This is a genomic window from Pseudomonas sp. Tul2A7 (genome assembly GCF_054790505.1).
Map to the genome: position 1 here is coordinate 1,739,462 of NZ_CP186499.1, position 15,287 is coordinate 1,754,748.

Annotated in this window: 17 protein-coding genes; 10 read left to right on the forward strand and 7 right to left on the reverse strand. The window is 51.3% G+C overall.

All coding sequences use genetic code 11. The annotated features are described in order from the left end of the window. Nucleotides 1–104 precede the first annotated feature (104 nt). From ACOYXJ_RS07820 to ACOYXJ_RS07855, 8 genes are all read left to right on the forward strand, one after another. The gene (locus ACOYXJ_RS07820; protein ID WP_460368782.1) at nucleotides 105–1,427 is read left to right on the forward strand and encodes a tyrosine-type recombinase/integrase; all 1,323 of its coding nucleotides are present in this window, start codon (nucleotides 105–107) and stop codon (nucleotides 1,425–1,427) included. 912 nt (nucleotides 1,428–2,339) lie between these two features. Next, a complete protein-coding gene (locus ACOYXJ_RS07825; protein WP_460104791.1) occupies nucleotides 2,340–3,317 on the forward strand; it encodes an integrase domain-containing protein in 978 nt (325 codons plus the stop codon). Continuing rightward, the gene (locus tag ACOYXJ_RS07830) at nucleotides 3,314–3,589 is read left to right on the forward strand and encodes a hypothetical protein (RefSeq protein WP_460368784.1); all 276 of its coding nucleotides are present in this window, start codon (nucleotides 3,314–3,316) and stop codon (nucleotides 3,587–3,589) included. Before ACOYXJ_RS07825 ends, ACOYXJ_RS07830 begins: the two co-directional genes overlap by 4 nt. 582 nt (nucleotides 3,590–4,171) lie before the next feature. After that, nucleotides 4,172–5,401, forward strand: coding sequence for an FAD-dependent monooxygenase (locus ACOYXJ_RS07835; protein WP_460368786.1), 1,230 nt, complete (start codon nucleotides 4,172–4,174; stop codon nucleotides 5,399–5,401). Further along, complete coding sequence (locus ACOYXJ_RS07840) at nucleotides 5,391–6,680, forward strand: HD domain-containing protein (protein ID WP_460104794.1); 1,290 nt, start codon at nucleotides 5,391–5,393, stop codon at nucleotides 6,678–6,680. The genes ACOYXJ_RS07835 and ACOYXJ_RS07840 overlap by 11 nt, the downstream gene beginning before the upstream one ends. Beyond that, nucleotides 6,677–7,957 (forward strand): DNA methyltransferase, encoded by a 1,281-nt coding sequence (locus tag ACOYXJ_RS07845; RefSeq protein ID WP_339100713.1) that lies wholly within the window; start codon nucleotides 6,677–6,679, stop codon nucleotides 7,955–7,957. Before ACOYXJ_RS07840 ends, ACOYXJ_RS07845 begins: the two co-directional genes overlap by 4 nt. Nucleotides 7,958–7,968: 11 nt before the next feature. Then, on the forward strand, nucleotides 7,969–9,351 hold the full coding sequence (locus tag ACOYXJ_RS07850) for a dCTP deaminase domain-containing protein (RefSeq protein ID WP_460368789.1): 1,383 nt from the start codon (nucleotides 7,969–7,971) through the stop codon (nucleotides 9,349–9,351). Then, complete coding sequence (locus ACOYXJ_RS07855; RefSeq protein ID WP_460368791.1) at nucleotides 9,351–9,914, forward strand: LOG family protein; 564 nt, start codon at nucleotides 9,351–9,353, stop codon at nucleotides 9,912–9,914. The genes ACOYXJ_RS07850 and ACOYXJ_RS07855 overlap by 1 nt, the downstream gene beginning before the upstream one ends. 265 nt (nucleotides 9,915–10,179) lie before the next feature. Here the strand turns inward: ACOYXJ_RS07855 and ACOYXJ_RS07860 are convergent, their stop codons facing one another. Together ACOYXJ_RS07860 and ACOYXJ_RS07865 are read right to left on the reverse strand one after the other, a co-directional pair. Beyond that, nucleotides 10,180–10,605 carry a type II toxin-antitoxin system HicB family antitoxin gene (locus ACOYXJ_RS07860; protein ID WP_212620604.1) on the reverse strand — a complete coding sequence of 142 codons (426 nt, stop codon included), beginning with the start codon at nucleotides 10,603–10,605 and terminating at the stop codon, nucleotides 10,180–10,182. 31 nt (nucleotides 10,606–10,636) lie between these two features. Next, complete coding sequence (locus tag ACOYXJ_RS07865) at nucleotides 10,637–10,819, reverse strand: type II toxin-antitoxin system HicA family toxin (RefSeq protein ID WP_095190108.1); 183 nt, start codon at nucleotides 10,817–10,819, stop codon at nucleotides 10,637–10,639. Nucleotides 10,820–11,273: 454 nt separating this feature from the next. Between ACOYXJ_RS07865 and ACOYXJ_RS07870 the strand changes: the two genes are divergently transcribed. After that, on the forward strand, nucleotides 11,274–11,555 hold the full coding sequence (locus ACOYXJ_RS07870) for a DUF3077 domain-containing protein (RefSeq protein WP_064388945.1): 282 nt from the start codon (nucleotides 11,274–11,276) through the stop codon (nucleotides 11,553–11,555). A 42-nt stretch (nucleotides 11,556–11,597) separates the two neighbouring features. On the opposite strand, the gene ACOYXJ_RS07875 is transcribed toward ACOYXJ_RS07870, so the two are convergent. Together ACOYXJ_RS07875 and ACOYXJ_RS07880 are read right to left on the reverse strand one after the other, a co-directional pair. Then, on the reverse strand, nucleotides 11,598–12,263 hold the full coding sequence (locus tag ACOYXJ_RS07875; RefSeq protein WP_460373101.1) for an RES family NAD+ phosphorylase: 666 nt from the start codon (nucleotides 12,261–12,263) through the stop codon (nucleotides 11,598–11,600). A gap of 11 nt (nucleotides 12,264–12,274) precedes the next feature. Further along, nucleotides 12,275–12,682: an MbcA/ParS/Xre antitoxin family protein gene (locus tag ACOYXJ_RS07880; protein WP_123592950.1), complete on the reverse strand. Its 408-nt coding sequence runs from the start codon at nucleotides 12,680–12,682 to the stop codon at nucleotides 12,275–12,277. A gap of 333 nt (nucleotides 12,683–13,015) precedes the next feature. Here ACOYXJ_RS07880 and ACOYXJ_RS07885 point away from each other — a divergent pair, with 333 nt between their 5' ends. Continuing rightward, on the forward strand, nucleotides 13,016–13,942 hold the full coding sequence (locus ACOYXJ_RS07885; protein ID WP_095190045.1) for a LysR family transcriptional regulator: 927 nt from the start codon (nucleotides 13,016–13,018) through the stop codon (nucleotides 13,940–13,942). Here ACOYXJ_RS07885 and ACOYXJ_RS07890 read toward each other — a convergent pair. From ACOYXJ_RS07890 to ACOYXJ_RS07900, 3 genes are read right to left on the reverse strand one after another with little or no spacing between them, the layout of a single operon-like run. After that, nucleotides 13,859–14,176 carry an AzlD domain-containing protein gene (locus tag ACOYXJ_RS07890; RefSeq protein ID WP_007952614.1) on the reverse strand — a complete coding sequence of 106 codons (318 nt, stop codon included), beginning with the start codon at nucleotides 14,174–14,176 and terminating at the stop codon, nucleotides 13,859–13,861. The genes ACOYXJ_RS07885 and ACOYXJ_RS07890 overlap by 84 nt on opposite strands. Further along, nucleotides 14,155–14,871 carry an AzlC family ABC transporter permease gene (locus ACOYXJ_RS07895; RefSeq protein WP_460368795.1) on the reverse strand — a complete coding sequence of 239 codons (717 nt, stop codon included), beginning with the start codon at nucleotides 14,869–14,871 and terminating at the stop codon, nucleotides 14,155–14,157. The genes ACOYXJ_RS07890 and ACOYXJ_RS07895 overlap by 22 nt, the downstream gene beginning before the upstream one ends. Beyond that, a complete protein-coding gene (locus ACOYXJ_RS07900; RefSeq protein ID WP_008080517.1) occupies nucleotides 14,868–15,245 on the reverse strand; it encodes a GNAT family N-acetyltransferase in 378 nt (125 codons plus the stop codon). The genes ACOYXJ_RS07895 and ACOYXJ_RS07900 overlap by 4 nt, the downstream gene beginning before the upstream one ends. Between the last annotated feature and the right edge of the window lie 42 nt (nucleotides 15,246–15,287).

Below are 15,287 nucleotides of genomic sequence, written 5' to 3' on the forward strand. Positions count from 1 at the left end.
TTCGTTTTGGCGTTCCATCGGTTTCCGTCAGAAACTGGTGGATTCCAACCGTTTTAAGGGTAGAGTTTGGGATACAGGTCACTTCGATAAAAGGGAGTACCCTTATGTCGCGCACCACAGCTCCGCTCTCCGGCGCAGCTTGCCGCTTGGCAAAACCTACAGACCGCGCCTACAAGCTTTTCGACGGCGATGGCCTCTATCTCCTAGTCCAACCCAATGGCCGCAAAGGCTGGCGGCTCCGTTACGTCAAACCTGACGGACGGGAAGGACTGACCTCGTTCGGCAACTACCCCGTCATTGGCCTCGCCGATGCGCGCCGCAAGCGCTTGGAAGTCAAGCGAATGCTGGCAGATGGCGTTGATCCTATAGAGACCAAGCACCAAGCTAAGGCGGAAGCCGTAATCAAAGGCAGAACCTTTGAAAGCGTTGCGCTCGACTGGCATACGGAAATGTCGGCCAAGTGGGCGCCAGGCCATTCCAAGACAGTGATGAGCCGCCTCAAAACCCACGTATTCCCGCTGATCGGCGCACGCGCCATTGTTGATCTCGATACCCATGACCTTATGCAGCCCTTGGAAGCGATCAAGAAGCGCGGAACGATCGACGTTGCTTTAAGGGTACAAAACTACCTGCAGAGCATCATGCGCGAGGCAAAGCGCCTCCGACTTATTGCCATAAACCCTGCTTACGATCTCGAAGGCTCGATCAAAGCCCCGCGGGTGGTACATCGCCCCGCTCTACCCTTATCGCGACTGCCGGAACTGCAGGAGCGGATCGACACCTATAAAGGCCGGGCACTTACCCGTCTGACGGTGATGCTGTCGCTGCATGTGTTTGTACGGTCCAGCGAGCTGCGTTTCGCCGGCTGGAGCGAGTTCGACCTCAAGCGCGGCACCTGGGAGATACCGGACACTCGACCTGCGTTGGAGGGAGTACCCTTTTCCACAAGGGGTACGAAGATGGCAGGGGATATCCATTTAGTACCCTTATCGCCGCAAGCAGTGGCGCTACTCGAAAAAATCCATGCACTCACAGGCAAATTCGCATTGGTCTTCGCAGGGGATGCCAAACCCTGGAAGCCCATGTCCGAAAATACCGTGAACAACGCGCTTCGGACGATGGGATACGACACCAAAACCGATATCTGCGGGCATGGATTTCGTTCGATGGCCTGCAGCGCACTGATCGAGTCAGGATTGTGGTCGGAGACGGCTATTGAACGGCAGATGAGCCACAAGGAGCGCAACAACGTCCGCGCCGCTTACATCCACAAGGCCGAGTTCATCGAGGAGCGCAGGCTGATCATGAACTGGTGGAGCCGGTACCTAGAGGCGAACCGGCAGGAACATATCACTCCACACGAGTTCGCGAACCAGACCGGAGCGAACGTCACTCGCCTAAAAGCAAAACGTGGCGCAACCGAGTAAGCGCTCGGTCTTCATATCTCAGTGATCCGCTTGTCCACGCGGGTCCATCTAAACAGGGCCGCAAAGCCGCCCTGCTTGGATGGACCTCACTTAAAAAAAACTAAAGCCCACGCAACTGTCTGTGGAAAACCACAGATTTCCACCGGTGGATAATTTCATCCACAGCCGCAGAACTCCCGAAAATTGGTGTCTTGACCCGAATTATCCACAGGCGTAGAAAAGATCGGGCAAAACGCTGTCGTCGACAGCAACCCAGGTAGCCAGAACCTTTAAGGCTACGCCACACGGTGGTGGTTCTCCCAAAGTGCGATTAGCGTCCGGTGGCTCGCACGGTCACAGCGATGTGATGGATGCCTACTTCTACCAGAGTGCCCACTGCGGCAACTCATACCCCTTTATAGCTGCCCTGCAGCAACCTATCCGCTTGGCCATTTCATTGCGCCAACCTGCGCCCGTCTCTTTCTTCCGGAAAGAGACGGGCGCCTTTCAAACTGCTGCAGCCCTGCTCGCATCGGGCTTGGCGGCTTTCCCCCTCGTGACAATCGGCATGACAAACACCGAATGCTCACTCGCCACAGAGATGCCGATGATGATGCCGCAGCCCACGGAATGGACTGCCCCTGACTGACAGTCAGGTATGCCCCGGTCATCGCCTCGCTGCCTTCACCTGACTCAGGATCTCGCGGCACCGGTCTCGTCAGCCAGTGCAGCCTCCACCCGCCCACCGCTATCGGTGTTCAGGAGGCCAGATCATGAGATGCCCAAGCTCTCGGTCGTAAAGAGCCGCCAGTCCCGCGTCAGTGGACAAACCTCACAGGTCGCAGGGGCCTTGATCCCTGATAACACTCAACATTCTTGGCGGGATGACGTGGGGAAAGTTTCAAAGGTTTTGGCTTCGAGAGGAGTTTGATCATGGCATTGGTAGGTAGACGAAACGGGCGAAATTTTGGCTATGGCCGGCAATTGAGTTATGCCGGGGCACAGGCGTTGCGGGACATGTTTGGCGGCGGGCATTACGGCACGGTCAAAGCACACAGTGATCGGTGGCAGGCGTTTGTGCGCTGGTGTCGGTCGGAGGATGGACCCGGGTTTAACGACGCGCGCCAGATTGATCGGCAGACCTTGCTGGACTACGCAGGACATCTGCGTAAGCAAGTAGAACAAGGCGTTATAGGCACCGCCACCGCGCAAAACCGGTTGTCCAGCGTGAACCAGACCATGGCCGCGCTTCGTGGTGATCAGTATGTAAAAGTGCCGAGCCCGAGTGACGCGCTGGGAATGCAACGGACCACCGTTCGCACAACCGCTCCCCAAGGCCAAGCTCATGAGCAAGTTATGCGCATCGTCGAAGCGCTTCGTGAACAGCATCCACGTGCTGCCGCCATCGCCCTCTTGGCGCGCGCCACTGGCATGCGCTTGCGCGAGGCGATCTTGGCCGACCTTCCGCGCCTTAATCGTGAGGCCGAACAATACGGCAAGATCAACATCCAAGACGGCACCAAGGGTGGCCGCTCAGGCGCGTCGGCACCTCGCTGGATCACAGTGAACGATTACATCCGCGATGCCCTGGCATTCGCCCATCAGGTCTCGCCCGATGGTAGCCGCAACCTGCTGGCACCGGATGAAAGCTACCTAAGTTTCCAACAGCGGATCGTTCGCCTCGCGCGGGACATCCTCCATAAGCACTACCTCAAAGGGTTCCACGAATTGCGCGCGGCCTACGCGTGCGAGCGCTATGAACAGATCACCCATCACCTAGCGCCCACCAACAGTGGCGGGTGCAGACGGCTCGATCCACACCTTGATCGAGAGGCACGATTAAAAATCAGCTATGAGCTGGGACACGGTCGAATCGACGTGGTATCGGCGTACATCGGTGGCCGGACATGAGTAAAGCATTCGATATGGAGCTATTCCTGGCGAGCGTCCTGAGCGGATCGCATACCACACGATTGCGCCACATTCGGCAGGCCAAGGCCATCCAGATTGCAATTGCCGACCGCTGGCATCGAGACAATCCATGGACGTGGAAGCAAAAGCATTTCGAGTGGTTCTTAAATCACCACGTGAATAGGTATGCGGAATCGACACGCTATTACTTTTTACTGACGGTGCAGCTGCTCACAAAACGATTAGGAAAATCCCGGAAATTCAGCCACTAGGCATAGCAAAGCTTGTTTTGGTACGAAACATGAGAATTAATACGATGGGCCTACCGGATTATCGTGGTCTGCCTCCCTGTTTTGCGCACTAGGATCATGCCATTTTGGCGAAGCGCGTACCTTTGCCCCTCTATGGGCGAGGAATGGGCCGACGACACCACTGTTGAGCTCTGGACGGACGTGGAGAGTGCCTTGCAGGATCTGTAGCTTAGCGGGCGCTACCCAGCCAATGTGTTCAAATCAAGCCTTCAACAATGGAGCTTCCATTGGAATACTGCATCGGGCAATTCAGCAATATTCAGCATCGATGCTCCCTCCAGACCGGTCACTACAGTGTGGCTCCAACAAGGAAAGCGGGGGTCGACAACATGGACGCACCACTATAAATACTGCCAAGTCCGTACCCGCAATCCACAATCCTTCGTTCACAACCCAAGACTCGGGATTATATGGTAGGCACCTGAATGCGGTAGATTAGGTGGGCTAGGTAGGTTCAACCCACTCTTGCACAGAGGTGTGCTTGGCTACGGGTTATCATCACATCAATATCTAATATGCATGAGCAGGGAGGGTGTCAGACACATGGATAATGAAAATTATGCTTCCAATACTATAACCGATACTGAAGTGGTAATTATTGGAGGGGGCCTAGCAGGAATATTTTCTGCGATAAATTTATCTAATCAGGGAATTCCACATATATTGATCGATAACCCACTCCCGGACGCAAAATCTCGACTTGGGGGGTTTGCAAGATTTTCAGGTGCTAAATTCTCATTACCCCCGGCAGGCATGGGGTTAGTACATGTGGCGGGGTCAGAGATTCGGCTGTCCGAAGCAATTGAAAAAATATTAAAGATATTATCACTTGAACAAAAAAACACTGCCCTATCTAGTGATAATTTTGTTGAACTATCTTCTAACGCAACCCTGCGAAAGTATAGCTCTATAGTTCTCAGCCCTACGGAAATTGACATACTCTTAGATAAACTAGACCACAAAGTTCGCTCCAGCACCAGAATTATAGCCGGAAAAGCAACTCATATTGTAAAATCGAAAGAAGGGTGGTCAGTACGCATCGACAACGGACAAGAAATAGAGAAAACCATTACATGTAGTACCGTATTCTATGCCGCAGGTCGCCTATCCAATAATATAATTGCGGCCGCTGGCGCATTACCAACTACGGGAAAGGGACTGGATATCGGGGTTAGAGTTGAGTTTTTGTCTAAGGATGGGGTATCGGGGCTGCGAAGCTATGGACCTGACGCGAAAATACTTAATGGAAACTGTAGGACGTTTTGCTTGAACTCCCCAGGAACGATCTACAGATATGACTATTTAAGCGGCAGCATACCTGGCGGGGTCGTTGCCGATGACACGATCAATACGGCCAATGTCGGAATACTTTGCCGAACAAGCGACAAAGATTTAATTCTTCAAAACTTCAAAAATACAGCATACTTATCACATAAAGAATTATTACTAGAAAGTGACATTGTAAGAAAATCCGAGCAGGAATTCACAATCCCATCTATAATGCGTAATCTATTCGGGGACGAAATAGTTAATGAGTTAGAGCAGTTCGGTCGAATGCTAGACTCATGCAAACTTTGGGATACGCGCATGGACCATAAAATCCATTTGCCGCTTTTAGATTGGCATTGGAGCACATTTGCGCTCCCAGAGTCTCATAAAACAACAGAACCAGGACTGTACGCACTGGGCGATAGTTCTGGACATGCTCGGGGACTACTTCAAGCTGCAATCTCGGGGTGGTTTGCGGCAGAGGAGTATGGAGATGTACGTTAGGCGATCTTGGGATCCCCTTTATGGGCGCATCGATTTTTCTGAGTTTGAAAATAGTCTGTTGTTGCTCCCTGAAATCCAGCGACTACGTTACGTACGCATGTGCAATATAAATTCCATGCTGGTGACCGGAGCTTCCGAGATATCTAGATTTGAGCATATTATCGGAGTGATGCATCTGGCGAAAGAGTGGGCAAAGCTTCAAAAGCTACCTGAAAGCGAAGCGCGCGACCTGGTAGCAGCTGCGGCTCTCCACGACATGCAAACTGGACCCTTTGGCCACTCCATGCAATACGTGTTAGAGGATAACTTGGGAGAAGAAGAATTTCTGCACGATGATATTAAACATGGATGGAGATCTACATATCATCAACAGATGCTAGCAGGTGCAGCCTTTGCTGGTAAGACATTTTCTGCATCCCGTTTTCTAGGCAGTCGGTGGGAAAACGTGACCAGCATTATTCACGGCGATGGATTATATGGTCCGTTGATAGCTGGGACAATGGATTTAGACAATATAGACAATGTTGTGAGACTTGCTTTTCACGTCGGGATAGTCGATCAGAGCGAAAAGAAATTACCCTTAGAGCTTTTGAAAAATATCTGTATTCAAGATGGAAGACTAGCCCTTCCAAGCGCCTCCGCCTCCCTCATCGAACGGTGGCAAGTCATTAGAACAAATCTTTATCGCTTGTTGCTACTCGACTGGGCAGAGTTTTCTGCGAAAGCTATGCTAACTAAAGCAATAGAGCTTGCCGCCAGATATAAAATAATTGGCGCCGACTCTTGGATAAAAACAGACCTAGAGTTTTTAGATTTTATTCAAAGCCAATCGATTGGTGCGCCACAGGAAATAAAAGAACTGGTTCTCCGACTACGCCGAGGCGAGTTGTATCACCCTATAACAATGTTATCCTCCACGAGTATTAGTAAATACCAAGAGCTGTCGACAACAGAGGCCAAAAGCAGAATCGAGAAAAAAATATTGACATCCGGAAAGTCCAAAACATCTAAAATTTTACTTCACTTAATTTTAGATAAAGGAAAGACCGAACGTAGTGTCACATTTATTTCAACCGAAGAATCAAAAGAAATGGTTGTTGGCCAAGACAGCAGACAACTTTTAATTGGATTATTTTCACAATCACTACTTTCGGAAGCCGAGCACCGGGATATAATAAAGACCTCTTTGGATATTTTCCAAAGCGAAGGATTAGAAAACTTAATTGAACTCGATGATCCTATGGGTACAGCGCCAATGAGCCAAACCTCACTATTATGATTACTGAGAAAATAAAGCGACAACTTGAAGTTGTAGACTGGGATTTCTCGGAACATTTACCAGGAATAACTAAGAGCATCCATTGGTACCCTGGTACGTATCCATCCGACTTACCAGCGACACTTATCCAAGCCTTATCAAAAGTTGATGACTTAGTTATCGACCCTTATGGTGGCGTTGGTACCACAGGATTAGAGGCAGTCCGTCAGGCCCGCAAGGCATGGATGTTAGAAGCTAATCCAATCGGCTGTTTAGCGGCGTATGTTGCTGGGGGAATGGTACTACTAAAAACGATAGATCCGCGATTGGTGGCCTTGATCTTTAATCAAATAAGGCAAAAATTAAAGCAACTCGCGGGAGATTTGGATACTCAGCCTTTACTTGACGGAACAGCATCCCTTACATTTGATATTGACAATATCATGAATGGACTGATATCTCCCTCTCCAGAAAAATTCATAAAAGTCTATACAAATGATAGCTGTACGGATCTACTTTCTGATTGGTTCGAGGAGGACACGCTAAGACGAGTGTTAATACTCAACAATCTTGATAACTGGAACCTAGGCAGCGATTTTGTTGGACTCATCATAAAAGCCATGACGTCGTCTATTCTGCGTGCCTGCTCTTCTCAAAATAAAAGCTGGGGCCATATTGCAGATAACGTTAAGCCTAAACAACGTGTACAAAAGGATGTTTTTGGTACGGCCGGTCGATGGCTAACGCGATTTGAAACGATGCTGCGAAATACGGAAGTTGACACACTCAGTGAAAAGCAATCGAACGATATCAGACTTACCGTCTCATTGCACAACTGGGGCGATGCAACCCCTCCAACTGATATACCGAACCAAACTGGTGTTTTACTTGTGACCAGTCCGCCTTACGCTGGAGCAATTGACTACACATTAGCTCAAAGGCTGTCACTCTACATGTTTGGATTTGCCGATTCGACAGTAGCTAGCATGTGCCAAAAGGAAATCGGCGCCCGTAGAAAGCGCTTCCTATCAACCTCACATGTTGACTGGGCTAACCAAATTTCTGCAGCGCTTAATACCCAACTAAGCTATATAGAACATTCAGGACATGCAGTATTTGTTCTACCGCACAAAGACGCAGGCAGAGACATCGGAACACAGGCAATGACCGATTGCCTAATTAAAAATCGATGGGAAAAAGTAATTGAAGTAGATCGGTCTATAAGACAGGTTCGAGCGCGACAGTCGTGGACTTCAATCAAACGAGAAACCATCCACATATTTGGAAATTATAGTTAAGGTATAAATGGATGCGTACATTAGTTATATTGGTTGGCTTACAGGGCTCAGGAAAATCTACGGCTCTAAATCGGATTGCTTCTGAGACCTCATATCGTGTTCTTCAGCCTAGTACTACTAGAGCGCCTCGCTACGTAGGTGACACCGAATACGACTATGTAGACCAATGGGTCGATACGCACTATGCTTGGACCATTGACGTAGGAAGTTCCAAATATGGCATGAGAAAATCTCAACTTGAAGAAATTGATCAAGTTGGGATTACTGTTTTCCATCCTGCTCATATCGGCAGTTTAGCTGCATCTGCTACTAGCCGGAATTTTGAGATCGTGACTGTTGGTCTTGACACGATTTCTGACCTCGCAGCTCAACACCAACGAGTTAACAATGAGGGAAGCAGAAAAGCTACCCAGGCAACTTTTGACGCTGATAAAATTGTTGTACAGAATTGCGATATAGTTATCAGAGGCAATGAAGAAACAATATTCGAAGCTGTATTTGAGATTGCTAACCTCTTAGGAGGTCGAGGGGGCGTCTTAGGTAAAAAAACCATATCCACATTAATAAAAGCGGATTCACTTCTTCAAGAAGCTGATTCGAAAAGAATTCAAACTGCCAGTTATGATTTGGTTTTGGCTGACAAATACTGGTGTCAGGGTAAATATCATACTCTAACTTTGGAAAATCCAACCGCTCATATACCTCCATACTCATTTGTTCTGGTTCAGGCGACTGAAACTGCAGTGTTCCCGCGCTTTATATGTGGCACCTTCGATCTCAGGGTGAAATTATTTTTTTCCGGAGTTGTTTTATCTAATGGCCCACAAGTTGACCCTGGATATCAGGGCGGGCTTTTTTGTATGCTATATAATGCCAGCGGTTCCCCTGTCGGGCTAAATCGCGGACAGCATTTCGCGACAATACAGTTCCAAACGTTATCCAGCAATAGTGCCGACGGCTACATGGCTCAATACCAAGGTAAGCGTGACTTTACAGAGTTTTTAGACGGAAACGACTCACAAAAGCCAGGGGGTCAAATATTAGAATATATAAACAGTAAGCACTCTGAAATTAAGTCCACGTTCAACATCAACCTTGCCGCATTTTGGGCAATAGTCGCAATATTTGCTGGAATCGCTATTTGGCAACTTACCTCACTTAGTGAGTCACAGAAAAAAGTAGGCGAGGATATTAAAGAAATTACTAAGAGCGTAGAAAGCGCGGCTGAATCTGCAAAAAAAATCGAGAACCAACGCCTGCAACTTGACAAAGATGTTAACAGCTTCAATAAAAAGCGCACCGAGCTTGACGAAGCCTTGGAAAGTCTGAAGTCAGATATTTCTAGCTATCAGAGATCGATCCCTTCCCCTAAGCCAACGTTGAAGATTCGTTGATGGCCAAATTTTCAATAGCTATCCTTGGCGGCAGCTCAATTGGCCAGACTTCTGAATATCAATCAGCCTCAATTGATCTGGCAGCTGCGCTAAGCTCACTAGATTGCGAAATAATATGCTGCGGCGGAAAAACTGGCTTAATAGGTACGTTCATAGAAAATTATGCAGATCCGGAGAATATACAAGCAGTCATCCTGAAACAAGAACTAGAAAGTATAGATGAGCGCATCGTCAACATAACTATTTCTGCCAATACTGCCAACCGAAAGGAGACCATTCTTGCTAAGTCCGATCTAATACTTGCGCTTCCAGGCGGCATTGGCACTATTGATGAGATACTTAGCTACATTTCCGCACAAAAAATAGGGGAGCACAATAAACCAATATTTTTAGTAGACATTTCAGACTTCTATAAGCCATTGCTTTCATTATTTGAAAACCTGGTCTCCTCGGGTTTTCTTAAAACACAATTCTTAGATACAATCATATCTGTCACTTCTATTAAGCAAGTTCACGATCTAACTTTACAATTTAAAGATGAACAGTCTTTTTCGAGACTTTAGCTATTATACCGGCCTTCTAAATATCTTAAAGTTGGGGTTGGATAGTCGTATCATGCTAATTAGGGTAATTTTAAGGGTACCCCTTAGAAAACCAACAAAAAAATATAAAAAAATTAATAACATAAGCGAAAATTCGACTCCTGGTGCCGCACCATACAAAACGAAGCCCCTGCAGAAATGCAGGGGCTTTGTTGTTTCTGGGTTTTTTTTCCATCCCAAATGAAAAACCCCCGACAGCAATCGCTGTCGGGGGCTTTCTACAATCCTACGCAGCCTCAACCGAAAGCAAAATCCGACGCCCAAGCTGCTGCAAAGCACGCTCGACATTCTCGATCTTGGAGTGATGCAGGAAATCGACTAACCGATCTACCTGAGGCCGTTGTACACCCAAGCGTCGTGCCAGTTCAGCTTTGCTGACCCCAGACTCCAGAAGCGTATTCCACAACGCAACCTTTGCCGCAGTCAGTGCAGGCAGCCGCAGCACCGCGTCACTTTCCTGCTCCCCCGCATCACCTGTCGGAATCAATCGACGATCATCGACGTAGATCGACAGGGCGGTCTCGATGGCATCGATAGCACTGTCGAGCGCCTGTTCAAGGGTGTCGCCAACGGCGTGCATCTCTGGAATTTCTGCGCAGGACAACCAGACACTGTCCGGCTCTTCGTGAACTTCCAACGCATATTCGAACATCACGATTCCTCTCATGGGGTACAGCTGGGCCTCAATCCTTGAGGCCCAGCTGTTTGATTATCGATTTTCTCAACCCTTCGCCCATTTCCTTGGCTCCGTGGTCGGGAAACACAGTTGATTTGCCGTTCAAGGAAACCTTGAAGTGGCTACCCTTGCCGTTTTGGAACTCTACGCCTTGGGCTTTCAACCATCGCCGAAACTCGCTGTACTTCATGTGCATCACTCGCCGTTTCGGTAGAGCGAATGTGCAACATATTTGCTGCACATGCAACATAAGTGTTGCACTACAACGAAACACCAGCAGCCACCACCTGGCCACGATTGCGCATCCGTCCTCCGCAAGCTACCGTCAAACCCGTCGCTGCCAATTCAGCGACCGGGCCTGATAACCCGGGTAAGATACAGGCGCACCAGCGCCCCAACTCACGTTTGCCGGCGCATTTTTTGTGTCTGCATTACCGTGCAATGGCGGCTGTGCGTGGGAGACCTTCGGGTCTGCCGGGTTCCTGTATCTCCGGTTTATCAGCCCGCGCATAGCTGCCACCCATTCGTCTGATAACGAATTGGCAGCTCTCATTTGATACAGGGAGTTCACAAATGAAAGCCATTGATCCGTCAGTAACCTCGGTCACTTCACGCAGCCCTTCTCGAAAGGCAGGTGAAGCGAAATGACCCATTCTCAAGATCTGAAAACCCTCGGCCTCACCCACTTTTCTTTCCACTCCAATCAAGCAATGTTCCGCACCAATCGTGGTGTGCCGGTAATAGCCGCCCTTTCCCACGCATCCCACTTGCTTCATATTTCACGACTGCTCACTGCGGACACTTCAGTCTCGCGCGATCCTGATCTTCACGCTTATGCCTCGCAATATTTGCAGGAATTGAGCAAAGCGCTGATCGATGATGTAGTGAAAGTGATGGATGCGCCGCCGGACAAGCCGTTGATGTAAACGCCGGTTTCAGGCCCTCGCCGATGCGAGGGCTTTTGCATTTCAGACCTGACTGATCTCAAGCACAAACGAAATCTTCTGCTGACTCGCACTCCACACATAACGCAGATGCTTGCCCTGCTTCGGAATCGATACCGCTGGCGGGCGAAACGCGGCAACGCATTCATGGCCCGGCAGGCGGACGCTGTTGTAGAGCAGTCCCCACGACTCGGTTTCGCGCAGTTGCCGGGCGAAAACCTGAGACGGCCCATAAGCCTCGGGATCCGGATTGTGCACTTCGGGGTGATCGTGGCGAACATCGTGCAACGGTTTAACCACCCGATTGACGTAAGTGCGCATGGTCAACTCAAGATCCGCTTCCTGGGTCGCCGCAAGAAATCGCTCCTGGTGATAACAAGTCTCAGCGATGGCCGCAGCCTGACTGCTCGCAGCGTAGTAAACGCCGAAGGTGCCATCACAGAAACGACTGCGTTTGCCGATGTGGGTGAAAGCGGCCATCACCGGAGTCGAGCCGGGGCCGGAGAGTCGATCCTCCGGACGCACTCGGGCGAGAACCCCGGCCTGTTCGATCAGGCGATCATTGGTCAGCGCTTCAATCGCGTAGGCAACTTCCAGGTCTTCGGGATCGAGCACGTCTTCGAACAGCGCAATCGGCGGGAAGCTGCTGTTGACGATCCGGTAGGCTCGCGGCCACGGCACATCAACCAAATCGGGCGCCTTCAACCGCGCACCCCATCGAGGTAGCGGCGCACATCGGCGATATCGACCACGCGTCCGGCCAGCATGTAATCCAGCGCCGTTTGCCCATTGAACGGCGCCGCCGTGTTAGGGCTGCTGACCCACGTGTAAGCGCGCTCGCGGCTGTTGCTGAAGATGATGCTCAACGCCTTGTGAATACCCATCAGGTAGGAGATGCGCTCAAGGGTGTCGTTAGGCAGACGTATGTTCGGCAGGTGTTTGTATTTGTAGAAAGTGGTGTTGCCGACGCCGCCCAGCAGCGTGCGTTGCTGCTCGGCGCTGCAACCCCAACGTTCCATGAGGTTGAAGAAGAACTTCAGCGCAACGCGGCCGGCTTCGGGGGCGTCGAGTTGTTCGCGTGGGGTTACAGCCTGCGATGAGGTGGTCATGTGGCCGCCTCCTTGGTTAGGGACCTGAATATGAGCCTAGTACAGATACGGATAAAAATTAATCTTTAATACATAAACGAATTAGAGTTTCGCCAGAAACCGTCGACAAAAATCCATCTCACGCACCAAAACCACGCACTTTTTTTGACCCCCATCACCCCCACGTCACCAAAAACCCCGATCCTGTGTCAGCCTCCAGCCATCGGCGAGGACATCAATTCGCTACTAAACCCGCGACAACTATGCTCAGGTACAGGAATATAGCCAGCATATGGCGCCTGACCGGCAGTCTCGTAAACAACAATACCCAGCCCACTTCAGAGGGCATTACCCATGGATAGCAGAACCTTACGAAACCTCATGCGCATCGTGCAGACCGGCTCGTTGTCGGCCGCAGCCGAGCATTCGTGCCTGACTGTGCAGGCGTTGGCCGCGCAGTTGAACAAGGTCGAAGAGCAGTTCGGTTTCCGCTTGTTTCGACGTTCCAACAAAGGGCTGACGCTGACGCCGCAGGGCACCGAGCTGACGCCTTATATGGACAAAGTGCTGATTGCCACGCGACAGATGGAAGAAAAGGTCGAGGCGCTGAAGGTGCCGGGCCAGCGTACGTTGAAGGTGGCGTTGAACAACACGTTGTCGCCTGATTTCAATCGGCGAATGATCGGGCGCCTGATCGAGGTGTTTCCCGATTATCAGATGGAGTTCAGCTATGCCGAGTCGATGGAAAACCTCAGCAAGCTGAAGAACGAAGACTTTGACCTTGCGGTGCTGATCGGCCCGCAGCGGCCGGGGTTGCCGAGCATCGTCCTGCCCGATGTACAGGTGCAGGTAGTTGGCGCGCATTGCGGGCAGGAGAACGATCCACTGACGTTGCTGGGCAACAAGTTTCAGGTGCGTCCTGCGGAAGATTGTCCGTATTCCCACAGCTTTTTGCGTTTTCTCGACGCCGGGCTGGGCAATCACGAGAACGGCCAGCGCATGGTTTATTCGTGCAGTGAAACGTTGACGCTGTCGCTGATCACGCAGATGGACGCGGTCGGCATGGTCTCGCGTGAGGCCGCGCAGAAGAACGGCCTGACGATTTTCCCCGGTTTCGAGGATTTCCTCGAAGTGCGCCTGGCGGTGAACAATCCGGAGTTGTCGAGCCAGGCGTTGAACAATGTCGTCGATCTGCCGCTACATGAACGAGCCGAGCGCAATGTACGCAGCCGTCCCAACCGCCACACTGAGAAAGAGGTTTTTGCTGAAATACGCACATAACAACGTCGGAATTGCGGCATAGAATTCCGGGCGATCGAGCTGTATGTGCTGATCCTTGATCAACAAGGGTGTCAGGCTGATCGCAGCGACGATCGCCACCGGCAAGTACTCCAGCGCCCGCGCAACAAACGGCGGCCAGTGCTCGGTGTTGACTTGCAGTGGCAAGGCGCGCGGCAGGAAGGTCACGGCCATCATCAGCGCGACCACCAGAATCAGGAACGTTTGGTCAGGCATACACCCACCCCGCAGCCCACAAACGTGGCGATGAAAACGTTGAACGGCGAGCTGCCGACCAGGCTCAGTGCGCCCATGCAAATCACCGCAGCAGCGGCAGCGATGAGTTTGTTGCGCGTGTTGCACAGCGACACCAGCACGTAGAGCATCATCGCCGTCAGGGCGTAGTCGAGCTGATATTTGATCAGGTGCGCGGCGTATTGCGCGCAGACCGCGCCAAGCAAACCGCCGAGCACCCAAGAGGTGTGGCAGAACAGGTTGAAGCCGATCAGGTAACGCACGTTGACCGGCGCACCCGTGCCGAGTTTAACGCTGTGGAAAGCGAAGGATTCGTCCGTCAGGCCACCGGCGTAAGCCCAGCGCTCCATGCGACTCAGCCCCAACGCGCGCAGGGCTTTGGCCATGTACACCGACATCAACATGTGCCGCGCGTTGATCAGGAACGTGGTCAGCACAATGGTGGTCAGCGACGCGCCGCTGGAGATCAGCGCCAGTGCAGCGAATTGCGAAGCGCCGGCGTAAACGAACAAACACATCGCCACCGGCAACCACATCGGCAGGCCTGCGTTGACGGCCATCAGCCCGAACACAAATGACACCGTGAAATATCCGGCGACCACCGGACTGGCTTCGGCGAACGTGCGCGACGGCTGATTGGCAGCCATCAGCGGCGCACTGCCGGACGTTTCATTCATAGATCCCTCTCAAATGTCCGTTCGCCATGAGGCTCGCAAAAACCTTGGGCGGTCCAAAAACGCTTGCCCGCGAGGTTAGCATCGTCGACGAACAGAAACATCCGCAACACTCCGACCCGTTTCATATCGGACGACGCGGCTTCAACCAGTCGTTGACCGACGCCTTGGCTGCGATAGCGCGGGCTGACCGCCAAATGATTGATGGTGCCGCGACTGCCGAGCATGCCACCGAGCACCGCGCCGACGATTTCGCCGGCGACGTCGAAGGCGAGATAGGCCGTGGTGGTTTTCTGGATCAGCACGCCGCGCAGGCACTTGGCGTCCTGCCACTCGCAGAAGGACACTTCGTCGAACTGGCGGAAGAAGCGCTCCATGCGCTGCGCATCCTTGGCCGTGGCGCGGCGCAGCACCACCGG